This is a genomic window from Nonomuraea mesophila (genome assembly GCF_004352805.1).
GTDB lineage: Bacteria > Actinomycetota > Actinomycetes > Streptosporangiales > Streptosporangiaceae > Nonomuraea > Nonomuraea longispora.
In genome coordinates this window covers 1-22,453 of sequence record NZ_SMLD01000156.1, presented here as the reverse complement: position 1 = coordinate 22,453, position 22,453 = coordinate 1, and the positions used below count along the sequence as shown (strand labels likewise).

Sequence of the window (22,453 nt, the reverse complement as noted above, 5' to 3'; positions counted from 1 at the left end):
TCCGTAAGCGCGGGCGACCTCTGCCTGGGACCGGCCCTCGACGACAACAGCGGTGATGACAACTCTGGCCTTGGACACACCGCACACGCTGTTGATCGCGGCGGTTGCCTATGTCCTGAGACACACCCTGTTGAAGTTTCCTATGTCCTGCGACATGGGTTTCCTATGTCCTGAACCAGCACACTGCAGGGGGCACTCGATCTTGACCAGCGGTTCCGGCCGCTGACCAGGGCGAACAGCGTACGAACGGGCGGGCCTCCGGTCTCACGGAGTCCCGCCCGTTCTCGTTGACGCTCGCTGGCTGTGAACCAGTTGTGGGCCGTGATTCGAGTGAGTCAGACCCGCCCAGCGACAGAAGCTGCCCGATCGAAGCTACGAACCGCCTAGAGATTGGGGTTGGCCCGGTTTGGTGGACACCTAATCTCTGGGGAACCCTGATTCCCGGAAGAAGAGGTGTCGCGCAGGCACATGAGCACGATGCTTCGGCGCAACGCTCGGGGCCCGGCCTATGCTGGCCGGCTCGGCGTGGCAGGCCCGGAGTCTCCTCTTGCCAGGAAAGCTGTCAGCGCCCCGAGCGTCGGATGCTCGACCAGTGTGTCGATCTCCATGTCGCGGCCCAACTCGCGGCGCACTCGGCCCGCCAGGCGGACCGCCTGCAGCGACGTCCCGCCCGCGGCGAAGAAATCGCTGTGGGGGTCGGCGGCGTTCAGGCCTAGCTCCTCCGCCCAGATTCGCGACAGTGACCGTTCCAACTCAGATTCCATGTTTCTCCTTCATCCGAGCAGGTGTGTTCTGAGGGCTGCCACTTCACCGACGTCCAGCCCGGCGCCGATCAGGTAGGCGTCGACGGTACCGTGAACGGCGCGCAGTCCCGACAAGAACAACCTGATGGAGCCGCGCGGCGAAGAGAATCCCGGCAGGACGGCCTGCCGATTCCTCCGGGCCCAGGCCGCATACCTGACGTTGGCCCGCGCGCTCAGGGCGTAGTCGGCATCGATGTCGTCATCGGGTACGCCGAGCAGCGCGAGCACGAGCGCGCACACCACTCCGGTACGGTCCTTGCCCGTCACGCAATGGACGAGGACGGCCCCTGAGCTCTCCGCGGCAATCACCCTGATCGTCTCGGCCAGACCATGAGCCCCCTCATCCGCCATGTCGAGGTAACGATCGGCGAAATAGCGGGCCGGGTCAGCGCCGGGACGGTACGGAGCGTGCTGCCACTCTCGATGACCGAGATCGATGTGCCGGTAGGCGATGCCATCGAGGTCCGGCATGCGACCCTGCCGCTCGATCTCGTACGTCCGGCGCAGGTCCACCACGGTGCGAATGCCCAGCGAGCCGAACCGTGTACGATCGTCGCCGCTCAGATGGGACGGCGCGTCAGAGCGGAACAACCTGCGCCATCGCACCGATCGGCCGCCCATGGTTGGGTAGCCTCCAACGTCACGGAAGTTGAAGACCTCGGTGAAGCCGATCTCCCGTCGCATCCGTGCACTTCCCGTGGTCACTGGTAGCCCTTGGCCTGGGTGAGGTAGAGCGTGGCGTACTCCCCGCCGCTCGCGAGCAGCTCGGCATGACTGCCTTGCTCGGTGACCCGGCCGTCAGAGAGCACCACGATGTGGTCGGCCAGATGCAGGGTCGAGAAGCGGTGCGAGACGAGAATGACGATGCCGCCGTTGGCTGACACCTGTGCACACTGTTCGGCGAACTGTTCGAACACAGCGTGCTCGGCCTGGGGATCGAGCGCGGCGGTGGGTTCGTCGAGGACCAGCACCAGCGGCGAAGGGCGCATCAGCGCACGGGCGAGGGCGAGTTTCTGCCATTGGCCGTGCGACAGTTCCTCTCCGTCGAACGCCCGGCCGAGCTGCGTGTCCAGTCCATGAGGAAGCCGGTCGATCAGCTCGGCCGCGCCTCCCCTTTCGGCGGCTGCAAGCACCGCCGGCCGGTCCGCCAGCCGGGACAGGTCGCCGATGCCGATCGCCTCGCTCACGGGAAGCTGTGGCGTGACGAAGTCCTGGAAGGCTCCGCTGAGCCGCTCCCGCCACGCAGCGGCGTCGATGTCGGCGAGCTCGACGCCGTCGACGAAGATCGACCCGGACGTGGGCCGGTACATCGCTGTGAGCAGCTTGACCAGGGTACTCTTGCCCGCGCCGTTGACCCCGACCAAGCCGACCACCGACCCTGCGGGCAGGCGCAGGTTGATCTCGCGCAACGCAGGCGACCGCGTCCCCGCGTAGGTGAAAGCGACGTCGTCGAGCACGATGCCGTCCCGCAGCCGGTACGGGGCCGAGCGCCCGTCGCGCGTCTGTGCCGCCGCGTAGTCCTGGAGCCATAGATAGTGCCGCCCCACCCGGCCGGCTTCGGAGAGCCGGCTCACGCCGTCGAGCGTCGCGTCGATCTGTTCGCCGAGGCGGCCGGCCAGGACGATGATCAGGACGAGGTCGCCCGCAGTGGCCCTGCCCGTACGGATCATCGTCACCGTGATCCCGAGCGCTGCGACGAGACCGGCGATGAAACAGATCCATCCCGCCCACCGCCACGCCGCTCCACGCACCTGGGCGGCGACTTCCCGTCGTGTCGCCGACGCCCAGAGGTTCCGGGCACGTCGGCTCAGCTCCCAGCCGTTCCCTGTGATCCGCACCTCCTTGCCGGGGCCCGGTAGCGCGCACAGGTCGTGCAGCGCCTGCTCTTGCCGTGCCGCTTCCGCAGTCTCGTCCAGGGCTCGCTGGACCAGCCGGTCGCCCCGGTCGCCCAGCATGAGTGGCGCGGCTCCCAGCAGAGTCAGCAGCGACAACGCGGGATGTACGTCGGCCAGAAGGAACACCGTGAGCCCGAGGCCGAACAGGGTCGCCGCCGTCTCTACGGCGACCCAGCAGGAAACCGACAGCGCCCGGGTGCCGCTGGCCCCGCCGGCCCGCAACATCGCCAGCCGATCGAGATACTTGGGGCGCTCCAGGTGCTCGATGGTGGGTATGCGGGAGGCGCTGGTCAGGATCTCCTGGTTGAGCAGGACCTCCACCCGGTCGCTGAGATCGTTGCGCAGGTTGTTCTGGACATGGGTCGAGATAGTGATCGCCGCGAGTCCGGCGGCGCCCACGACCGCGGCGAGCACGACCCCGACGGCGAGGCGGCCCTCGCCCGCGGCCGCATCGACCACCCAGCGCTGCGCCAGCGCCGTCAGCGCCAGCGCTCCTGCGCCGAAGACCACCAGGACGCCGACCAGCGACGCCACCTTGGGATCGGCGCGAACCGACAGGGCGAGCATCTTCGCCAGGATTGTGAGCCTGCCCCTCATGAGCTACCGCCGCGGGCGGTCTGAAACCGGCCAGCCTGCAGGCGGAAAAGCCTGGCGTAGTCGCCGTCCCGGTCCAGTAGTTCCTCGTGGGTGCCGATCTCGGCGATCCTCCCCGACCGCAGCAACGCGATCCGGCCCGCGTGGCGGACCGTGGAGAGCCGGTGCGAGATCAACACCACCGACGCGCCGCGTACCTCGCGGACGACCTGGTCGAAAAACGCCTCTTCGGCCCGCACGTCCAGGTGCGCGGTCGGCTCGTCCAGCACCAACAGCCGCCGGCCGCGCCCCACGGCGAACAGCGCTCTGGCGGTCGCGAGCCGTTGCCATTGCCCGCCTGACAGACCGAGCGAGCCGGCTCCTCCCTCTCGCAGCCGGGTCTCCAGCCCTTCGGGGGCCGAGGCGAGCAGGTCGTCCATGCCGGCTCTGCCCGCGGCGTCGGCGACGGCTCGCCCAGCGGCCTCGCGCTCGAGGTCGAGCGACTCGGGCGCGGACAGGGTGATGTTGTCCGCGATGCTGCCCGGGTAGCGGACGAAGTCCTGGAACAGGACGGTCATGCGCCGCCGCCAGGCGGACAGCTCGCCTTCGTCAAGGTCGGCCAGGTTTGTGTCGTCCACGACGATCCGGCCGCGTGACGGACGGTAGAGGCCGCTGAGCAGCTTGATGAGGGTGGTCTTGCCGGCACCGTTGTACCCGACGATTGCCAGGAGCTCGCCCGGCTCGATGGTCAGGTTCACACCGTTCAGCGTCGGCCGCGGGCTTCCCGGATAGGTGAAGCGGACGTCCTCGAAGCGGATATGCGGGGCGGCAGGCGGGTCCCCGCAGCCGCCGGGAAGCACCGCCGTGGGCCGCGGCCGGGCGCCCCACTCCGCCCCGAGGCGCTCGTACCTTTCGATCAGGCGGTCGAGGGCACGGATGGCGCCCAGGCCGTACTCGATGTCGAAACCGTCCGTCCCGACGTCGCGGGCGGAGAAGATCCCCCACACCGCCACCAAGTAGACGACCAGGTCATCGATCCCGATCCCGCCGGACGCGGCCGCCAGACCCGGTACGGCCAGGCCGGCGAAACCCGCGCCAACGGACAGGACCATCGTCGTCCCCTGTTTGCGTAGGATGTCGCGCCGCACCGCCCAGATCGGTCCGGCCCACGCAAGCGCCGATCGCCTGCGGCGCGCGGTCGCCCACGCGCCCAGCCCGAACAGACGAACCTCCTTCGCGGCGGCAGGACCCGCGGCGAGCTCCGACCACTCGTTCACCTGGCGGCGGTATCGCGCCCGTCCATCGGCGACATCGGTGAGATAGTGCCACTGGCGGCGGTTGATCGCACGGATGAGCAGAGTCGCCACCAGCAGGCCGATCGCCAGCAAGGGCGAGAAAGTGAAGACGACGGCCGTCGCCACCAGCGCCCCGAGGATCTGAAATCCCGCCACGACGATTCCTGCGGTGGCGGTGCCCGGGCTTCTGGTGCGGTTGATCATCCCTCCGGTGTCCCACAGCCGGTTCAGGTCGTCCTGCAGGTCCGGTTGTTCGAGATGCGAGAGCCCGCTCGGTTGCAGGGTCAGCTCGCGTACGCGGGCCCGTACGGTGCCGTCGATGCGCCGCGCTATAGCGACCCGGAGGACCTGCTGCCCGGCCTCGGCGCTCTGCTGCACGACATAGACGACGGCGATCGCCACCAGCAGCGGCAGCGTGCCCGGTGCCCATGGGCCAGGCGAGCTCGGGGCGGCCGTCGCCGTGACCAGCTGTCCGGTCAGCAGGGCCATGGCCGACGGGGCCAGGGCCGCGAGCAGCAGAAGGACGCAGTAGGCGGTGACGTTCCTGGTCCCGCCGAACGGCAGCAGCCGCGCCAGCCGTCGCCGCTCGGCCAGTAGCCGCCGCAGGTCCGGCCAGCTCGTCGCCCCGACGGCGAACCGCGGGTCCAGCCCCGGTGAGGGTAGCCTCTCAAATGGGTTGCGCACCGATCCTCCTCAGCTTTTCGCGAGGCAGCTTCCCATTGGGCAGGCGGCCGAGGTCCTCGACCATCCGCACCTCCCCCGGCAGCTGATGGCTGGCGAGCCGGTCGCGGCAGTGATCGAGGACCTCTCTCCCGGTCGGCGGCTCATGGTCCGCGCGGACGACGAGGGCGATCAGGCGTGCGCCGAGTACGTCGTCGGGCATCGCCACCACGGCGGCGTCGGCGACCCCCGGATGAGACATGATCACCGCGGCGACATGTTCCGTGTAGACGTTCTCGCCGCCAACGATGGCCAGGTCATCGCTGCGGCCGGACAGGTAAAGGTACCCGTCCTCGTCGAGGGAGCCGTGGTCGCCCACGGTAAGGAATCCTCCGCGCCCCGGCCTGCCCGGCCTGATCGTGCCGCGCCCTGACTGGTTCCCAGGAAGGCCGCGCATGTGTACGGTGCCGACCTGACCGGGCGGAAGGAGACGCCCTTCGTCGTCGTAGATTCTGATCCGGGTCAGGAAACCGCGCCCGACGGTGCCGGGGTGGGCCAGCCATTCGTCGCCCCGGCAGAGCGTCTGCCCGATGTCCTCGGTGGCGGCGTACATCTCGAAGAGCCGCTGTGGACCCACCGCCTCGATCCAGGCCCGTTTGGTGTCGGCGGGGCACGGCGCCGCCGTGTGCAGCACGCCGCTCACCCGCCGCAGGGCGTCCGGTCGTCCGTTCAGGGCCGGTTCCAGCATCCGCATGTGCGTGGGAGTGAGCTGGATCCAGTCGATGTGGTGCCGTTCGATGAGCTCCAGAATCGGGCCGGGGAGGAAGAACTCGGGCAGCACCAGCGTGTTGCCGCTCAGTGTGCCTTCGAGCAGGTGGTTGAACGGCGCCGCGTGGGCGAGCGAGCCCACGACCAGATGGGTCTGCCCGAGCCGCCATCCGGCCGTCTGCAGCAGCAACGACGGCCCTTTGTCCGGGTGGAAGAACGGCATGCCGGCCCTCAGCACCGGTTTCGGCACGCCGGTCGAGCCTCCGGTCACCAGGACGTACCCTCCCTCGCCCGCGGCGGGCGACAGGTCGGCGGCGAGCCCCGATGCCCGCCGCAGGAGGTCGGGCGCGGGCACCGGCTCGGCTAGGCGGTCGCGGACCGCGGAGAACTGCCGTTCCAGCTCCGCGGACGGTATCGACGGTTCGTAGGGGAGGGCGATGAGGCCGGCGCACAACGCGGCCAGCACCTGGCAGACGCCGTCGAGGTTGCGGTACGCCGGGACGGCGACGACCGTACCGGGATCGGCCGCCGCGCGCATGCGGCCGGCGAAGGCGAGGACACGGTCGGACAGGTCGGCCCAGCTCAGTTCCTCGCGACTACCGTCCTGGGCGGCCGTGATGACCGCCGGCGAGTCGCCCTGCGTCTGTCCGAGCTGCCTCAGCCGCCGGTGAAGGGTGATCACCCGCGCTCCGTCCCGGCTTCCCGCTCGCGCACGAGCTGCGCGAGCCCGCGTAGGGTCGAGGCCTCCAGCAGCTCGAAGACGTCGATCGTGACGGCCCACCGATCCTGGAGGGCGGCCAGCAGCCTGGCGGCGCTCAGCGAATCGCCGCCGAGGTCCATGAAGTCGTCCGTGGCGCCGACGCGTGACAGCCCTAAGACCTCCGCGCAGAGCGCGGCGAGCTGTACCTCAAGAGGACCCAGGGGCGCGACAAAGATCACCTCTTCCGCGTGCTCGTGGATCGCCCTCAGGTCGGCCTCCCAGTCCCCAGGCGCCCGGCGGTCAGTCACCTCGGCCACCCAGACCCCGTCGATCGCCTTGCCCGTCCCGTCGAGCGACTCGTGGACATGCTCGCGCAGCAGTTGCGGGCTGCAGTAGTCGCTGACGTGGACGGCGGCGATCGAGGCGGTCCTGCCGTGGATCTCCACATCCACCAGAATCGCGTCGACGACATCCGGGTGTCGCCTGAGTACCTCGATGGCGTCCACGGCGCCGGAGATGGACATCGCTAACCTCCCACGTGTTGGCTGACATGTTGCGGGGTACCGGCCGGTCTACAGGACCGTCCTGTGCACCTCGAAGGCCTCGGCACCGTGCACGCCGATTTCCGCCCCGCGCATGCGCGCGAGCGCGGAGACCACCTCTCCGCTGCGGATGTGCGGGCTGGGCCTGGCCTGCGTCGCGTAGGCCGCGAGCGCCTCCAGCTTGCGATCGAGGTGGGCGGAGATATCCACGAAGGCCGTGCTTCTGCCCATCGGGTCGGCGGCCCACTGCAGTTTGGTCATCTCGTACGCCATCACGTGCGGGACCAGCCACTTGCCGAACTGGCTGCCGATCGGCCGGGCCGCGGCGAACCCGGCCCGGAAGGTGGCCGCGTGGTCCTGGTCGTAGTCGTCGCCGCTGGGCAGCAGCAGGAGGTCGGGACGTAACCGGTCCATTCGCTCCTGCAGCAGGTCCACCAGCTCGCGCAGGCCGACTGTGTCCAGGCGCTCGGTAAGCTGCCGGTCCCCGTACGCGATCTCGTAGCCGAACCCGAGCAGCCGGCTCACCTCCTCGATCTCGGCCGTCCGCTGGACGAACGTCGTCGGCTGCGTCAGGCCGTAGTGGTTCATGCCGTCCACGGCCAGGTAGAGCACGTGTACCTCGCAGCCGTCGTCGGCCAGCCTGGCGAGGAGCCCGCCGCAGCCGAGCACCTCGTCGTCGGCGTGCGGGGAGACCAGCAGTACACGGTCAAAGCGGCGCATGACGGCCCCTGACATCCTCGCGGCTCCCGTAGTAGTCCGCCGTGGCTCTGATGAGATCGTCCAGGCCGACCGACGGCTTCCACCCCAGGGTGGTCGCCGCGTGCAGCGCCGGCATCTTCTCGAACGACTCCGCCTCGGCGTAGGCGTCGCCGTGCAGGCGCCGTCCGTCGGTGTGCAGGATGGGCGAGTCACTGCCGAGCAGGTCGCGCACCCGTTCCGCGAGCCCGCCGATCGTCGTGCGGTTGGCCGGATTGCCGATGTTGACGATCGGCTCGCCGACGTCAATCGCGGCGTCCATGTAGTCGAGGACGAAGTGTGTGAGGTCGTCGGCGGCCGTGAACGCCCGTATCTGCTTCCCGTCGCCGAAGACGGTCAGGGGTCGTCCGGCGAGCGCCTGCTGCACGAAGGTGGGCATCACGAAGCCCCCCGCACGCGACTGCCGCTGCCCCGCGACGTTGAAGGGGCGAATCACCACCGCCCGCAGCCCTCGGGCCATGCTGTTGACCGTCATTGCCTCGACCACGGCCTTGGCGACCCCGTACTCGATCCTGGCGTTGTAGGCCGTGGGTACCCGGAGGGGGTCACGCTCGTCCAAGATCCCGCTGCGGCCGTAGACCTCCGCCGAGCTGAAGACGCACAACGGGACGTCGGCCGCCAGGCACTCCTCCACGACGGCGCTGGAACTAGCGACGATGTCGTATCCGAGCGTGCCCGCCCGGGGCAGAATCCCGGCGGGGCCGACGTGCGAGGCGGCATGGATCACCCGGTCCACGCCATTGAACGTGCCGCCGCCGGCCAGATAGTCCTCGACGGGTTCCCGTACCAGCTTGTAGCACGCGTTCGACGCGTAGTCGGAACCGTCGATCACCGCCCCGATGGCCGAATCGATCACCCGAACCCGGTATCCCGCCGACAGGTAGGCGTCGGCGACATGGGAACCGATGAAGCCAAGCCCGCCGGTGATGACAACCTCATCCACGTGACCTCCTAGTCGAATGACTGCAGCGCTTCGAGACATGACCGGATGACGGATCGGGCCAGATCCGGGGGTACGACGGCGGGGTCAGCGAACATGCGCACCCCCAGGTCGTCCGCAACCGAGGTGAACACCACGCCGAAGCTGGGGATCCGGTAGTCAGCGGGGTTGCCCTCCTCGATCCGGATCGACGGGAACTGCACCCGTTGCTCCGCCGTGGGGCTGGGATCCAGGCGCATGTAGTTCACGAAATGCCCTACGGCGCCGAATCCCACATAGTCGTCGTCGACGCCGGCCTCCGCCAGGACCTCGCCCAACTCATCCTGGTCGAAGACGGAATGCGCGGAGGCGGCCAGGAGGGACCTACGCATCTGGTCGGCCATGCGAGCCGGCGTGCTGCTAGAGACATCGACCCCGATCAGGCTGTTCTGGGCAAGCATGCCCACATATCCGGCGGACTTGGGCAGTTGCCGGTTGGAGCAGGTCACTCCCAGCGGGAACGAGTCGATTCCTGTGTGCTCGACGCACGCTTTCGCCAGCGCCGTCACGGCGACCGAAGTCTCCGAGGTTTTCCAGCGTGCCGCCAGCCGCCGCACGTGTTCGCCCAGCATAGGGCCGTGCCCCAGGACGACGGGAAAGCCGCCGTTCGTGGCAGGGCGGTTCGCGCCGGCGGGCGGCCTGGCCTCGCCGAACAGCCGGCGCGGGTGTTTCCGCAGCACCTCTCGCATGTACGTGGCGCTGCGGCTGCTGGTCTCCGCGCCGCGCCGGCTTCGCTCGTCGGCCGCCCACTGGATGGGCTGACTCGTGGGGGCGGGCAGCGTGGACGGCCCGTCCAGCAGCGCCAGGAACTCGCGCTTCAGAATCGCGCAGGCGAGCCCGTCCGTGATCATGTGCGACGTGACCAGCAGAACCCAAACGGGTGTCCCGCGGACGGTCAGGATCGCGAATCTCGCCAGAAACTCCTCGTCCCACACGAAGTCATCGCCTATCAGCTCCTCCGCCAGCTCGTAGAGGTCGTCCTGGCTCTGTTCCGCGGTCGCCACCTCCCGTACCGGGACGACGAACACGCCATCACCGTGCACCTCCTGGGTGAGAACGCCGGGTGAGCCCGGCAGGCGCGTGCGCAGTGCCTGATGACGCTCCACCAGTCGCCCCATGGCGGACAGCAGGTCTCGTTCGGCGGTGCCGGAAGGAACGCGCCAGAGGTGGCAGAGGTGGAACTGTGAACGGTTGTGCGGATGAGCGTTCTGTATGGTCCAGATGTGACGCTGAGCCCAGGTCAGCGGGCCGGTTTCGCAAGCGAGCCCGGCGAACGGGATCTCGTACGACGTGTCCACAATGCCTCTCTCAGATCGCTGTTACTTCGAATACCGCGGCCTCGGGACCGACATCCCGGAGATGACGGAGCGAGAAGGTCGGATGCGCGAGCCGATACGTCTGAAGCGCACGTCTCTCACCGTGCTCGTCACTGGCTCCCATATCGTTGTAGTCGTCGAAAATGATGATCGATCCGACCCGCAACCGGTCGTGCAAGAAGCGCAGCACCTCGAGGCAGGATTCGTAGATGTCCACGTCGATCGTGCAGATGGCGGCCGGCGGGAAGTCGTAGTCACGGGCGAGGTCCTCAAACAGCTCCTGGCCGTAGAACCCCTGGAAGAGCCGCAGCCGCTGGAAGTCGGCGCCGTGCGCGTGCAGGTTCGCGACAACCTCGTCATAACCCGCGGCGAAGTCCCCGGTGTCGTAGACGGAGCCGTCCACCGTGGAAGCGGGAAGGCCGCGGAAGGAGTCGAAGCCGAGACATGTGAAGTTCGCCCCGGCGTACTCGCGGGAGATCTGCTCGGCGAACCACAGGCTGTACCCGCGGTAGACACCGAACTCGTAGTACGCGCCGTCCGCGAACGCGTCCTCCGAGCGCTCGCTCATCCGCTGGAAGGCGCCGTGGATGGCGATCGGCAGATGGGGGGACAGCGTGACGAAGGGCCGGCCGGTGGTGATCTCCCTGAGGAAGTGCCTGGCCGGTTTGGGCAGGCCCCTGTAAGCGTTCCTGAGCTGGTGTAAGAGCGCGCTCCTCATCACCGCTCGCCGTTTCCAGAAGCGGCGTCCCGCCCGGTCCCCGCCCGTCGCAGCGCGTCACCGGTGAGGCCGGCGAACACCTCGCGGAAATCCGGATGGGCGAAGATCTCGTACTCGTAGTGGTCAGCGTCGAGCCGGTACGTGTGCAGCGCGCCGGCGTACGGTTTCCACTGTTCGACGTGCTCCGGTGTGGCCTCGGCCGCGAAGTAGTGCACCACGCCGGGATAGCGGGCAGGCCGGTACGCCGCGCACGCGCGAATCAGCCGGGCGTACACCGTCAGCTGCCGGCGCAGCGCGTCGCTCCCCATGTCCTTGGCGAGAGCGTCCCCGGCTTGCAGGACGTCGACCACCTCGGGGTCACCGGCATCGGCGTGCTCTCGCACCCGGCCCTCGACGCGGCGCAACAGCTCGCGCAGGCGATCCTCCATCAAGGCGCTCTCGTCCGGAACCGCGGCGGATCCGAACACCGGAGGGGGTGCGTCTATCAACGCCAGGAGCCCGACGTGCGCGCCTTGTGCGTGCAGCCTGCGGGCCAGCTCGAACGCGATCGACCCGCCGCCGGAGAATCCGCACAGCAGATACGGGCCCTCGGGCTGCGCGTCACGGACCTCGTCGAGGTAGACGTCGGCGAACTCCGCGATGGTGCGCGGGATGTCGCGTTCGCCGTACAGGCCCGCCGCCCGCACACCTGACAGCGGGAGGGGCAGCAGGCTCCGCAGCGCCCAGATCGCGAACGCGTTGCCCGAAGCCGAGTGGACGTAGAAGAGCTTGGGCCGCGGGCCCCTGTCGTCCGGCAGCAACTGCACGCAGAGGTCGCGCCGGGCGTGGGTCCGCAGGTAGCTGCCGAGCGCGTGTACCGTATCGTGGCGGCGCACCAGGTCCGCTGTCAGCTGCAGGCCTGTCGCGGCGCCGAGTTTCGCGGCGATCCGCTCGGCGGAGCCGGTGCCGCCGCGCAGGCCCGTACGTGGCGTCACCGTGGACTGACCCAGCTCGTCGGCGAAGATCTCCGCAGCTACCGCCTCCCACTGGTCGCGGAAGCGGCCCTGGTAGTAGCCGGTCATGTCGCCGCGCCCCCGTTTCCGCCGCCACAGGACGTCGAGAAGCGCGCCACCTCGCGGTAGGTCGCGAGATCCGGCAGGGCCGTCAGCACGTTGGTGAGGCGTTCCTCGGCGTCGGCGTGATGTTCGGCGTGGGCGTCGTCCAGCGCGAGCCGCGCCTGTGCGGCGACGAAGTTGAGGCAGCTCGCGGCGTGCATGGCGAACGAGCGCTCAGGATCCAGAACCGCGGTTCCGCCCGCCTCGCGGTAGGCGGTCATCGTCCTGCCGATCGCGTCCCCGTCGACGCCGTCGGAGGCGAACCAGCGCAGCAGGGCCATGGCCATCTCCCGATCGGCGCATCCGGCGCCGGTGTCGTCCCAGTCCAGCAGGACCCAGCCGCGATCGGTGTCCACCACGTTGGAGCACTGGACGTCCAGGTGGCACAAGATTCGGTCGTCCGGTTTCGAGGGCGTCACCAGCGCCGCCAGGCTCCGCAGGCCGGGCAGCGCTTCCACCAGCTGCTCCTGCCACGGTTGGCGCGCCGCTGGGGCGCCGGCCAGGTATTCCCAGTCCACCTCGTCGACGGTCTCGTACCAGGGCTCCGGCGGGTCCTTGGCTTCCAGGGCCAGTCCGTGCAGGCGCGCCATCAGCTTGCCCAGGCGTTGGGGCGTTTCCGCCGCGTCCGGGCGCGCGGCTGGCCCCTCCTGCCATTCATAGAGGCGGACGCCGCTGCCGCCCAGAGCCTCCGGCAGGTGACCCACCAGCCCGCCGCCCGGGGTGGGAACGTTGCGCGGCGAGCGCACGCCGACGGCGTCGGCCGCCCGCTGGAACGCCGCGCCGCGGGCCACGGCGCGCTCGTCCACGCCCCAGAGATGCTCCTTGACGGCGTACGACGCGCCGCTCACTGTCAGGCGCCAGACTTGTCCCATCGCGCCGCGGCCGACCGGGGTGACGTCCGCACCGGCCGCTTCCAGCCCGAACAGGTCGCAAAGCACGGAAGCCAGCTCCTCATGCGATCGTTCAGTCATGCTCGGCCCTAGCCCGCGCTGAGATCAGGATGTGGTCGAGCTCCGCAGGAAACGCGTCCGCCCGTACTTCGGTGATGTCGAATCCGGCGAGCTGGAGCGCCACGGTGATCTCCCGGATCCTCCGGGGACACATGCGCAGAGTCCTGTACGTGGTGGACTCGACCATGCCTTGTCCGTCCAGGATCTGGTATCCGAACGTACTCGTGATGATCCCGGTCGCCTCGTCGTACGCCGACTGTTCGTCCACTCTGAGCAGTCGCCCGTCCGGATAGTCGAAGAAGCCGTGCGTACGGGTGAGCCCGCCACCGGACCCGGTGAGCGATCCGAGGAAGGCGACGTCGAACCGTTCGACGTCGAGCAGCAGAATGGCGTCCGGCTTCAGCACCCGGCGTACGTTGCGGAACAGCTCGTCCAGTTCGGTGTCGCTGAGCAGGTGGGAAACGAAGTCGTTGGCCAGGACGGCCGCGTCGGCCCGGTCCATCGCCGGCAGCGCGGGCACCGTCCTCTCCACCAGGCGCACCCGGGCGGCTACCTCGTCCGGCAGCGTGGCCAGCCGACGCGCCAGATGCTCCAGCATGCGAGGTGAACTGTCGACGCCGATCACCTCGGCGCCCTCCACTGCCAGCGGGACCAGGATGTCGCCCGTCCCGCATCCGAGGTCGAGCACCCGAGAGCCGGGCGGCAGCGACGACAACTCCTTGCAATACACATCCCCGACGCGGGGAGCGTGGCCCACGTTCAATTCGTAGAGAAAGGGGTCGTAGAAATCGAGCAACGTGCTCATCAGGTGGTTGGCCTCCCAGGTGCCTGGCTGGACGACAGCAGCTCCGCCATGCGATCGGCGAACGCCGGCCTGGGCGGATGCGCCCAGTCCGGGTCGAAGTACGGATACGCCACAGGGTCGTAAGAATGTCCGACGTCCAAGAACGACAGCAGATAGTCGCGTACGGCCGCCTCGCCGACGTCGTCGACCGGATCCGCCGCATAGGAGACGCTCCACTGCCGCCGATCCCGGCCGCCGATGCTGGCATGCCAAAGATGGACGTCGAACGCGATCACATCGCCGGGGTCCGTCGCGATCGGGACACCGGGCCACATCGCGGCTTCCGCGCGCTCGTCGAACAGCGGCTCGGCCGCCGGCCACCGGCGCCGGTATTCGGTCAGAGCTTGGCCGTACGAGCCCCGGTGGCTGCCTGGCAGCACCTGCAGGGCACCGTCGGCGGCGGTCAGCGGCTCCAGGTAGGTCACCATCTTGACCGCGGTCAACGAGGTGTCCGCCGAGTCCTGGTGCCAGGGTGAGGAGTCGCGGTAGAGGATTCCCTTGGCGGGTTTCGGCAGCACCGGCGTACCGAGGAGCCCGACGGCAGCCGGCAGGAGACGCTCGGTGAGCAGTCTCCGGCTCAGGGGCGTGCGATCACCCATCATCGGCACGTAGTAGCCCTCGGTGCCGGTGGCGCGAGCGATCGGGGCGTCGGGTAGAGCGTGGTTCGCAGCCAGCGCGTCGTTCACCTCCCGGCGCAGCCCCTCGACCTCGGCCGCCGCCAACAGCCCGCGCCACACGCAGAAACCGTGGGTGGCGAAGAAATCGGCGTTGCGCCTGATCTGCCCGTTCTGTCGCTCGATGCTCATCTCGTCGCCAGCTCCGGGTTTGACATGCCGCCGAGGCGGTAACGAAGCGTCTCCCGTTCAGTGGACGCCGTGGGAACGCCGAGCCGGACGATCTGCCGCAGGATGAGGTCGTCCTCGCCGACACGCTCCTCCGCCTCGGCGGCCGAGCGAGGGGTAGCGATGCGCAGCAACGGCAGGACCCTCGAGTCGAAGAGCCACTCTCCCATGTCGACCATGCCCACCCCGCCGTCGGGACGTCGGACGACGTCCCTGATCACGCTGCTCTCCGCGCACATGATCCCCGCGGAGGCCAGTTCGGCGAGCCGCTGAACGGCCTTGTTCCCCGGCGGCAGCCAGGGAAAACGGTCGACCAAGACCGGGTTCCCGTCCGCGCCGACCATACGGCGCCAGGAGTGCACGGCCGGATAACCGCGCCCGGCCAGGGCCAGCAGGCCCGCGAGATGGTCAGGTTCCCAGGTGTTGTCGTCGTCGAGGAAAGTCAGGTAGTCGCCGATCCGGCGGTCGATGGCGAACTGCCGCAGCGTCGCCACCCGCGTCCACGGTTCGGCGGGGACGGCGCCCGCGTGGCCGACCGTCGTGAGCCGGACGCCGTCGAGCACAGCGGGCAGCCGGACCGTCTCTGTTGCGCCGGTTCCCTTGTCGAGCCACACGGTCAATGAGATGTCGGCCTCCACGTCCTGCTGCGCGGCGACGCTTTCCAGTGCGGCTGCCAGGAATTCCGGGCGATCTCCCCGGGTCACGACGACCACCTCGACGAGCGGGCGGCGTCCCCGCGCGGCCTTGGGCCGTCGTACGCCTGCGGTCATGGCCGCGCCGAGCGCGTCCAGCGAGGACTGGCCCGCCAGGAAAACGTGATGCGGAATGACGACGTGCCGCTCGTGCCAGTGTCTGGCCCTGTCCAACGGTCCGGTCAACCCCCCGATCTCGCCGTACTGCTTCACTGTCGCCGGCCGGTACAGCGGCCCTTCCGGCAGCGGCGGATACACCCGGTCAAGGACGGCCCCGCAGGTGCGGCGTACCTTGGAGACGAAAGAATCCGCTTCCGGCTCATGCTCGGGCAGCCGTACCACGACGCCGTAGAAGTTGCCCGAACGCGAAGCGCCCTCGTCCGCGAGCACCTCCCAGCCAGCATCGGTCAGCCGGTCGAGCAGGTGCCCGAGCCCTCTGGCGCGGCGCTGCGCCTGGCCCGGCAGCCGGGCGAGCTGGTCAAGCAGCAGCGCCGCAGAGAGTTCCGACATCGCGTGGTTGGCTCCGTGCTGCTGATTCGCAGGTTCGAGCTCGTTGAGCGAGTGGGGCGCCGGCTCGGCCATTCTTCGCCGCGAATCCATCACCAGCGACTCGATCCGGGAGGCCAGCTCGTCGTCGTCGGTGAGCACCACACCGCCCTCTCCCGTGGCCAGGATCTTGGTCGCCTGGGTGCTCATGATGCTGATGTCGCCGAGCGAGCCGGCCACCCTCCCGTCCGCGCTCTCGGCGAGCTGGGCGTGGGAGGCGTCCTCGATCAGCACGGCGCCGGGAAAGCGCCTGCGGAGCGCGGCGACGTCGCAGTGCTGCGCGTAGAGATGGACGCCGAGCACCGCGCGCGGCGCATCGACCGGGCTGTGCCCGACCAGGCAGGGGGAATCGGCCGTGCCGTCGAAGAACGCAGGCACCGCGCCAACCCGCAGCACGGCGGTGGCGCACGCCACCCAGGTCGAGGCGGGGAGCAGCACCACGTCGCCGGGCCCCACGTCGGCGGCCTGCAAGGCGATGACGATCGCGCTGGAACCGCTGGACGTCAAGGTGACGTGACGGCGGTTCGTGAGCCTGGCCAGTGCTTCGGCCGCCATCACGTTCCTGGACGGCCAGCGGCTCGGAGGCCCGCTGACCGCGAGGCGTCCGCTCAGCAGCGCCGCCTGGATCGACTGCGCGCTGAGGTCATCGATCTCCGGCCACAAGGGCCAGCGCAAGTCTGGTCCCTCGGTCATCTACTCACCTGCCAGAGGGAGCTGCCGCCTGCTCGGGCCGGGCACCTCGCCATCGGACCTGGCCGGCAGGAAGGCGGCGCAGTGGGCGGGGTTCAGCAATACCCGGTGCTGAGCGTAGGGCGGATAGGTCTGCTCGTCGAAATCGGTGTACCGGTTGTGGTAACACCATCGGCACTCCTCGAAGTCGTCCGAGATCCGCTCCGCGCCGGAGGCGTGCTCGGCACGCAGGCGCTGGTAGCGGGACCCGTTCCAAATCTCACCGAAGCCTGTCCTGCGCAGGTCACCGATCAGGTAGCGGGTGCCGGGCGCGCCGATAAGGTGGTCGCAGAAGCCGGTCTGCCCGCGGTGGTTGACGTAGAAGTACATCCAGGGGTGCGTACACGTCTTGTCGGCGCGCGACGGGTCCGCCCAGTCCGGGTCAAGCGCGGTGTTCAGCTGCACCTCGACGCCGCTGGCCGCCGCGGCCGCTGCCGTGTCGTGCAGAGCGTCGGCCAGTGTCGCACGGTGAAAGCGGAGATTGCCGGGGTCGTCCGGCTCGAGGCTCACCACGTTCAGGTTGACCCGCACCCCGAACCGTTCACCCAGCGCCACAATGTCCGTCAATTCCGCCAGAGCCGGGCTCTGCACCACGACGTTCAGGACGATGGTGTCCGTCCCGGTCCCCAGCCGGGCCGACTCGTCGACGATCGCCTCCAGATTACGGAGAACCGCGTCCAGCCGGGCGCCGCCGCGCAGCGCGGCGAACGTCTCGGCGGTCGCCGCGTCCAGCGAGACGGTGATACTCACCCCCTGTCGCACCATCCGGCGCCACATCCGCTCGTTGGTCACCGACAGGTTGGTCACCAGCCGGACCCGGCAGCCGTAGCCGACCGCCCGGTCCACGAAATCCGGGAAGCGCTTCAGAATCGTGCTCTCGCCCCAACCTCGCAGGTCCACGATTTCCGCCGTGGGGAACAGCTTCTCGGCGACCTGGTCGAACAGCTCCATGGACATATTGCGCGAACGGTCGAACGGGCCGCCCGAGCGGCACATCGCGCACGACAGGTTGCAGTTCTCGGTCAGTTCGAGGAACAGTACCCGTGGCAGGCTGCTCAGAACGGTGGCACGTTCCTCGAACTCCGCGATGTTGCGGTCGCGGTTGGCGAGCTTGAGATCATCGAAGCGGGGATCGCGTTCGGGCTCCACGTCACGCACTCGCTTGCGCGGGACGTCGCGACGGCGGAGCGCTGATCGCCGTACGCAGATCCGAGGTCTCCCAGAGCCGCTCACACAGGTCGAAAGCCGCCGTGGTGCCCGCACGTTCCCGTTCGACGATCTCAAACTCGTGCAGTTCGCGCCGAAGCCGTACCGTGAACTCCCAATAGGGGTGGTCGTACGCGTCAAGGGCCGCCGCCAGCGCGGGATCGGCCTGCTGAAGGGGCGCGGCACTGACGCCGGACAGCAGCACCACGTTCCGGCAGGTGCGGGCCAGTTCCGAAAGGATCCGGCTGAGCGTCCGCTCGGGGAAGCTCCGCCAGTAGTCGGTCACCAACCCGAGCTCGAAATGATCGTCCGGATACGGAATGCGGGTGCCGAGAAGCGGCAACCGTGCGGTTTCCCGGCCCGGCTCGGGCCGCTCCCGGGTATCTACCGGAAAACAGATCGCGTCAGGCGGCCTGAGACCGGTCGGCCAGCCGGCCGGATCTCCCATTACCAGGACGTTCCCGGCGGTGGCGATCCGCGCGCAAACCCCGGGAAGCTCCTCGAGCCGCGCACAGTCCGACGTGGCGGGGTCCAGCGCCCGGGCGAAGCGCTGGATCGCCGGCACGAGCTCGCGCGACCGCACGATGTCGTAGCTGCATACCGCTTCGACCTCCAGCGTCGGATACATATCCACCAGGATCTGCTCGTTGTGCCGGTCCTGGACGATGTCTCGTCCGCGAAGCCGGTCATGAGGCTGATGCACCGCCTTCGCGGCCGGCGCGAAAACGGTCGGTAGACCCGCACGTGCGAGCCGATAACCCATCTCGATGTCCTCGACCCCCTTGGCGGGGAAGTCGCTCTTGAACCCGCCCACCTGCTCGAAAGCCCAGCGAGGGATGCTCACGTTGTGGGTCCAGAAGAAGGCCCAGTCACTGGGTCGCGGATCGGCCAGCAGTTCGCACAACGGATCGTGAAGCAGCGGCGTCCGCTCCATCCGGTCGGCGACGCCGACCGGATCGCCGAAGTCCCAGTCGTCGCCCAGCAGCAGCCTCCAACTGGCCGGAGTCAACTCACGCACGCTCGTGTAACCGCATACCGCCACCTGACGCCCGGTGTGCGCGTCCAGATGGGCCTGCAGCAACCCGGGGTGCGCCAGGCAATCGGCGTCCAGGAAGACGAGCACGTTGCCGTCGGCCTGCGCGGCTCCGGCGTTTCTCGCTTCCTGCACGCCCCTTGCCGTGTCGTGCCGGAGAACACGGAGCTTGAACGTCGGCTCCAGCGTCGCCATTTCCGCGGCGAGTTCCTCAGCCAGCGGTCGTTCGGAACCGTCGTCGACGAACACCACCTCGAACGCTTCCGGGGGAAGAGTCTGACACGCCAAACTGCGGAGAACATTTCGTGCGGCGACACCACGATTGTGTACCGCCGTTACAACAGAAACGTCCACGTCACCTCTCATGAGAGCTCCAACAAGTCCGTTGCAATCGAAGTAGGCAGCGTTATGGCCTGCGTCGTCCAACTGCCCGTTGTCGAGGCGAGCACAGTAGGCTTTCTCCACGCGCACCGCCCGGGAGCGACTTGAACTTGAAGATAAGGAGAGCCGGTATTTTTTGGGTATGTCGGCGGTATGCGCCTCGGTATAGCCAGGTTGGATCCGTGGAACCGGTCATGTGGTCACCGTGGTGTCCACGATTCACAGCCACAACGGCACCCGCAGCGAGACGGTGGCGACCGATGTCGGCCTGATCGCACGGCAGCCACGGTTTGACCGGCACGGCAAGCCCTGGATCACGCCGCGATTGAGAAAGACCTGCGAGTGGCCTGGTTCACCCTGGAATCCCTCACCGCCACCATCGGCAAGGCCAAGGTCGACGACTCGATCGCGCGCACCGTCACCCGCATCTGCCGCGCCGACCTGATCGTCATCGACGACATCGGCCTGCTCCCAGCCGGCGTTCGCGGTCTCGCCCGACACGTTCGTACGTAGCGCGCTGACCGCCGTGGCCGCCTATGTCCTGGGGCCGATCCGTGGTGCGGCACCGACGCTACGCCGCGCTGGAGGCGGAGCGGGCCACCGAGCGGGAACGGGCCCGCATCCGGCGACCGTTCCCCTGTGGCCCACCCCTCCCTCGACGGCCTGCCGCAGCTGGTCGCGCGCGTCTCGGCGACCGGCCCCGCCGTCCGGCTGACCGTCACCGGCACTCCGGCCGCCCTGCCCGCGGGCACCGAGGCGGCGGCCTACCGCATCGTTCAGGAGGCGCTCACGAACATGGTCGAACACGCGCAGGCCACTGCCGGGGAGGTCCGGTTCGACTGGAAGGACGGCGAGGTGGTGATCATGATTTCCGACAACGGCCGCAGGCTCGCTCGCGAAGGCAGGCTCACGAGCGGCCACGGCCTGAACGGCATGCGGGAGCGGGCCGCGGCCTGCGGCGGCGCCCTCATCCACGGAGCGGGCCGGACCGGGTTCGAGGTGGAGATCAGGCTGCCGGTCGGGAAGCGGACATGACGATCAGCGTGGTGGTGGCCGACGACCAGGAACTGGTCAGGAGCGGATTCGCGCTGATCGTGCAGTCCCAGCCGGACATGCGGGTCGTGGCCGAGACGGGCGACGGGCCACAGACGATCGTGCGATGACGGCCTGGACCCGGTCACGCAGGCCGAGCTTGCTCAGCACGGCGCTGACGTGCGTCTTGACTGTGTGCTCGCTGACCTGCAGCTGCGCCGCGATCTCTGGGTTCGACAGGCCGTGGCCGAGCAAGGACTGACCGGCATCTGAGATGCCGGCGCCGACCTGTACGTCGACGGCAGCGAAACCCAGTTCGTCCTGGCATCGGATCTTGGTCGACTACGGTCTTACCGGGAGCCTCCTTCCATCCGCCACCGCTCTCCGTGAACCCCTCGTGACCAGAGCCGTCAGGTTGGAAAGAGCTCGATAGTTCATGGGCCGGGCGGCACCACTCGGACGGATCGAAATACGATGCAAGACGCTCATTACGATTATCGCAACATTGTGTCGGAGTGGTTCTCCGAATCCATGAGCATCACTTTCTCTCACGGCCTCGGCATCGACGAGGTAGCCGCAGTCTTCGGCGACCTCGGCACCGGCCTCTACTACACTTACCCAGAAGCGGTTGAGGAAAGCTACGAGGCGTTCGAGGCCGCTGGCATCGGATGCACGGCCATCGTGGGCGAACTGGGCAAGTGGGTAGTAACCGTAGAGCCCGACGGCTACAAAGGAAACCTGTGGCACGTGTTACAGCGTCTGTCGCAGTCCGATCGAGCGATCAGCGTGTTATGCGGCCACGGAACATACAATTTGAGCTATGTCGTCCACTCTCAGATGGTCGCAGACCTACGACTTCGGGATTATTCACACAAGTCGCCCATGGAGAGCAGCGAGCTGGACCCCTATTTTGAGGGCCTGGAATTCACCGGGAATGATTCCATCATAAAGGCGTCCGCCCTCACAGTCTGCGAGCGGTTAACTCATGAGCGTCTCGACGGCACCTGGCTGAACCGTCGGCACCGATGGCTGATGTGGGAGGATCCGGACTGAGTATGATCACCATGTGGGGGCGTTCAAGCGATGAGGCGAAAAAGCTCCTCCTCATGAGGGCCTGCGATTTGAGGACCCGAGCCCGAACAATACAGGCCCGCCACGGCAAGCCGCCTCCGATCTGCGCACCCGCTGCGCCGCACCCGGCGCGGACGCGGGCGCCTCAACCGAGCGTGAATTCGACGAACCCGCACAGGCCGACCGTCGTTTAGTCTTCCGTTCATGCCGACACGTCTGTCGCCCCGCCTCGCTGCGGTCGTGAATGCGCTTCCCCTTCAGCCGCACTCGCGTGTCCTCGAAATCGGGTGCGGGCCGGGGGCCGCCGCACGAGCGGTCGCAGCCCGGCTCACCACCGGCCACATCCTGGCCATCGACAGGTCCGCTGCCGCCATCGCCCAGGCAGAAGCCGCTGCGACAGACGAGATAACGTCCGACCGCATGAGCGTCCGCCAGGTCGCGGGCGAAGACTTCGTCCTGCGGGCTCACGAAGAGCCGTACGACATCGTTTTCGCCGTTCGCGTTGGAGCCCTCGACGGGCGGCATCCCGAGGTTGGTCAGCGAGTGCTCCAGCGCATCGCCGCAGCGACCACGGCACAGGCCCGGCTTTTCATCGACGGTGGCGATCCGATTCGTGAACTGCCCATCCCGCGGATTTGAGCCGATGGATCGCTGCATGGGTTTCGTACCCTATCGAGGTCGGAAGACCGGTGCGGTTGACTCCGAGAAGCCGCTGAAACAATAAAGCGTCCATTTATATCAGTCATGTGACAGTTGAGCTGATGGAAATCGTCTGCAGACAGGTCTGCGTCATTCCTGCACTCGTAGATCACTCGGACTGCATCGTCATCCTTGACTCGCTCTTCGACGTTTTCCAGGGCACGGAAAAGCGGACCGATCTGTCTTGCATCGGGCGGAGCGAGACCGACGGCGGACGCGGTCACCGCGTTGTCCGTACGAACCGGCACCTCCGCTCGGCGACGCCCTCCTGCGCCGCGATGGCCTGGCACAACCCCACCAGGTCGTCGGCGTCGACCGAACGGTGCGCG

The 22,453-nt window shown here is 68.3% G+C and carries 21 protein-coding genes and 1 pseudogene; 4 read left to right on the top strand and 18 right to left on the bottom strand.

Translation table 11 applies throughout. From position 1 onward, the window contains the following. Positions 1 to 506: 506 nt before the first annotated feature. From E1295_RS37995 to E1295_RS37915, 17 genes are read right to left on the bottom strand one after another with little or no spacing between them, the layout of a single operon-like run. Positions 507 to 764, bottom strand: a complete 258-nt coding sequence (locus tag E1295_RS37995) for a phosphopantetheine-binding protein (protein WP_132638417.1) — start codon at positions 762 to 764, stop codon at positions 507 to 509. 9 nt (positions 765 to 773) lie between these two features. Continuing rightward, entirely contained in the window at positions 774 to 1,487 is a 714-nt protein-coding gene (locus tag E1295_RS37990; protein ID WP_132638415.1) for a tyrosine-protein phosphatase, read from the bottom strand. Between the two features lie 17 nt (positions 1,488 to 1,504). Then, positions 1,505 to 3,265: an ATP-binding cassette domain-containing protein gene (locus tag E1295_RS37985; protein ID WP_166427617.1), complete on the bottom strand. Its 1,761-nt coding sequence runs from the start codon at positions 3,263 to 3,265 to the stop codon at positions 1,505 to 1,507. Positions 3,266 to 3,291: 26 nt separating this feature from the next. Next, a complete protein-coding gene (locus E1295_RS37980) occupies positions 3,292 to 5,250 on the bottom strand; it encodes an ABC transporter ATP-binding protein (protein ID WP_132638411.1) in 1,959 nt (652 codons plus the stop codon). Next, a complete protein-coding gene (locus E1295_RS37975) occupies positions 5,234 to 6,676 on the bottom strand; it encodes a class I adenylate-forming enzyme family protein (RefSeq protein ID WP_166427616.1) in 1,443 nt (480 codons plus the stop codon). The genes E1295_RS37980 and E1295_RS37975 overlap by 17 nt, the downstream gene beginning before the upstream one ends. After that, a complete protein-coding gene (locus E1295_RS37970) occupies positions 6,673 to 7,218 on the bottom strand; it encodes a phosphopantetheine-binding protein (RefSeq protein WP_132638406.1) in 546 nt (181 codons plus the stop codon). The genes E1295_RS37975 and E1295_RS37970 overlap by 4 nt, the downstream gene beginning before the upstream one ends. 48 nt (positions 7,219 to 7,266) lie before the next feature. Beyond that, entirely contained in the window at positions 7,267 to 7,956 is a 690-nt protein-coding gene (locus E1295_RS37965; RefSeq protein WP_165959691.1) for a PIG-L deacetylase family protein, read from the bottom strand. Further along, positions 7,943 to 8,935 carry an NAD-dependent epimerase/dehydratase family protein gene (locus E1295_RS37960; protein ID WP_166427615.1) on the bottom strand — a complete coding sequence of 331 codons (993 nt, stop codon included), beginning with the start codon at positions 8,933 to 8,935 and terminating at the stop codon, positions 7,943 to 7,945. Before E1295_RS37960 ends, E1295_RS37965 begins: the two co-directional genes overlap by 14 nt. A gap of 8 nt (positions 8,936 to 8,943) precedes the next feature. Beyond that, positions 8,944 to 10,269: a condensation domain-containing protein gene (locus tag E1295_RS37955; protein ID WP_166427614.1), complete on the bottom strand. Its 1,326-nt coding sequence runs from the start codon at positions 10,267 to 10,269 to the stop codon at positions 8,944 to 8,946. A gap of 10 nt (positions 10,270 to 10,279) precedes the next feature. Continuing rightward, on the bottom strand, positions 10,280 to 11,005 hold the full coding sequence (locus E1295_RS37950) for a TylF/MycF/NovP-related O-methyltransferase (RefSeq protein WP_132638400.1): 726 nt from the start codon (positions 11,003 to 11,005) through the stop codon (positions 10,280 to 10,282). After that, entirely contained in the window at positions 11,005 to 12,066 is a 1,062-nt protein-coding gene (locus tag E1295_RS37945; RefSeq protein WP_132638398.1) for a thioesterase domain-containing protein, read from the bottom strand. The genes E1295_RS37950 and E1295_RS37945 overlap by 1 nt, the downstream gene beginning before the upstream one ends. Continuing rightward, positions 12,063 to 13,070, bottom strand: coding sequence for an aminoglycoside phosphotransferase/kinase family protein (locus E1295_RS37940; RefSeq protein WP_132638396.1), 1,008 nt, complete (start codon positions 13,068 to 13,070; stop codon positions 12,063 to 12,065). The genes E1295_RS37945 and E1295_RS37940 overlap by 4 nt, the downstream gene beginning before the upstream one ends. After that, a complete protein-coding gene (locus E1295_RS37935) occupies positions 13,063 to 13,854 on the bottom strand; it encodes a class I SAM-dependent methyltransferase (RefSeq protein WP_132638394.1) in 792 nt (263 codons plus the stop codon). Before E1295_RS37935 ends, E1295_RS37940 begins: the two co-directional genes overlap by 8 nt. Beyond that, positions 13,854 to 14,699, bottom strand: a complete 846-nt coding sequence (locus tag E1295_RS37930) for a phytanoyl-CoA dioxygenase family protein (protein WP_132638392.1) — start codon at positions 14,697 to 14,699, stop codon at positions 13,854 to 13,856. The genes E1295_RS37935 and E1295_RS37930 overlap by 1 nt, the downstream gene beginning before the upstream one ends. Beyond that, positions 14,696 to 16,666, bottom strand: a complete 1,971-nt coding sequence (locus tag E1295_RS37925; protein ID WP_132638390.1) for a DegT/DnrJ/EryC1/StrS family aminotransferase — start codon at positions 16,664 to 16,666, stop codon at positions 14,696 to 14,698. The genes E1295_RS37930 and E1295_RS37925 overlap by 4 nt, the downstream gene beginning before the upstream one ends. After that, positions 16,667 to 17,851, bottom strand: coding sequence for a radical SAM protein (locus tag E1295_RS37920; protein ID WP_132638388.1), 1,185 nt, complete (start codon positions 17,849 to 17,851; stop codon positions 16,667 to 16,669). A 1-nt stretch (position 17,852) separates the two neighbouring features. Continuing rightward, entirely contained in the window at positions 17,853 to 19,307 is a 1,455-nt protein-coding gene (locus E1295_RS37915; RefSeq protein ID WP_132638386.1) for a glycosyltransferase family 2 protein, read from the bottom strand. Positions 19,308 to 19,631: 324 nt separating this feature from the next. Here E1295_RS37915 and E1295_RS37910 point away from each other — a divergent pair, with 324 nt between their 5' ends. Together E1295_RS37910 and E1295_RS37905 are read left to right on the top strand one after the other, a co-directional pair. Beyond that, entirely contained in the window at positions 19,632 to 19,835 is a 204-nt protein-coding gene (locus E1295_RS37910) for an ATP-binding protein (RefSeq protein ID WP_281284796.1), read from the top strand. A gap of 126 nt (positions 19,836 to 19,961) precedes the next feature. Continuing rightward, positions 19,962 to 20,357: a sensor histidine kinase gene (locus E1295_RS37905; RefSeq protein ID WP_132638384.1), complete on the top strand. Its 396-nt coding sequence runs from the start codon at positions 19,962 to 19,964 to the stop codon at positions 20,355 to 20,357. 36 nt (positions 20,358 to 20,393) lie between these two features. Here E1295_RS37905 and E1295_RS52265 read toward each other — a convergent pair. Beyond that, positions 20,394 to 20,609 (bottom strand): annotated as a pseudogene (locus E1295_RS52265) (response regulator transcription factor); the annotation flags it as partial. A gap of 219 nt (positions 20,610 to 20,828) precedes the next feature. Here E1295_RS52265 and E1295_RS37895 point away from each other — a divergent pair. Both E1295_RS37895 and E1295_RS37890 read left to right on the top strand, forming a co-directional pair. Beyond that, positions 20,829 to 21,407, top strand: a complete 579-nt coding sequence (locus tag E1295_RS37895) for a DUF6461 domain-containing protein (protein WP_425465385.1) — start codon at positions 20,829 to 20,831, stop codon at positions 21,405 to 21,407. Between the two features lie 222 nt (positions 21,408 to 21,629). Further along, entirely contained in the window at positions 21,630 to 22,064 is a 435-nt protein-coding gene (locus tag E1295_RS37890; RefSeq protein WP_132638380.1) for a methyltransferase domain-containing protein, read from the top strand. Positions 22,065 to 22,453: the final 389 nt, after the last annotated feature.

Bases quoted from the DNA above. Each gene is read 5' to 3' on its own strand.
- E1295_RS37995 (WP_132638417.1), bottom strand. From the start codon at position 764: ATGGAATCTGAGTTGGAACGGTCACTGTCGCGAATCTGGGCGGAGGAG.
- E1295_RS37990 (WP_132638415.1), bottom strand. From the start codon at position 1,487: ATGCGACGGGAGATCGGCTTCACCGAGGTCTTCAACTTCCGTGACGTT.
- E1295_RS37985 (WP_166427617.1), bottom strand. From the start codon at position 3,265: ATGCTCGCCCTGTCGGTTCGCGCCGATCCCAAGGTGGCGTCGCTGGTC.
- E1295_RS37970 (WP_132638406.1), bottom strand. From the start codon at position 7,218: ATGTCCATCTCCGGCGCCGTGGACGCCATCGAGGTACTCAGGCGACAC.
- E1295_RS37965 (WP_165959691.1), bottom strand. From the start codon at position 7,956: ATGCGCCGCTTTGACCGTGTACTGCTGGTCTCCCCGCACGCCGACGAC.
- E1295_RS37950 (WP_132638400.1), bottom strand. From the start codon at position 11,005: ATGAGGAGCGCGCTCTTACACCAGCTCAGGAACGCTTACAGGGGCCTG.
- E1295_RS37945 (WP_132638398.1), bottom strand. From the start codon at position 12,066: ATGACCGGCTACTACCAGGGCCGCTTCCGCGACCAGTGGGAGGCGGTA.
- E1295_RS37940 (WP_132638396.1), bottom strand. From the start codon at position 13,070: ATGACTGAACGATCGCATGAGGAGCTGGCTTCCGTGCTTTGCGACCTG.
- E1295_RS37935 (WP_132638394.1), bottom strand. From the start codon at position 13,854: ATGAGCACGTTGCTCGATTTCTACGACCCCTTTCTCTACGAATTGAAC.
- E1295_RS37930 (WP_132638392.1), bottom strand. From the start codon at position 14,699: ATGAGCATCGAGCGACAGAACGGGCAGATCAGGCGCAACGCCGATTTC.
- E1295_RS37925 (WP_132638390.1), bottom strand. From the start codon at position 16,666: ATGACCGAGGGACCAGACTTGCGCTGGCCCTTGTGGCCGGAGATCGAT.
- E1295_RS37915 (WP_132638386.1), bottom strand. From the start codon at position 19,307: ATGAGAGGTGACGTGGACGTTTCTGTTGTAACGGCGGTACACAATCGT.
- E1295_RS37895 (WP_425465385.1), top strand. From the start codon at position 20,829: ATGCAAGACGCTCATTACGATTATCGCAACATTGTGTCGGAGTGGTTC.
- E1295_RS37890 (WP_132638380.1), top strand. From the start codon at position 21,630: ATGCCGACACGTCTGTCGCCCCGCCTCGCTGCGGTCGTGAATGCGCTT.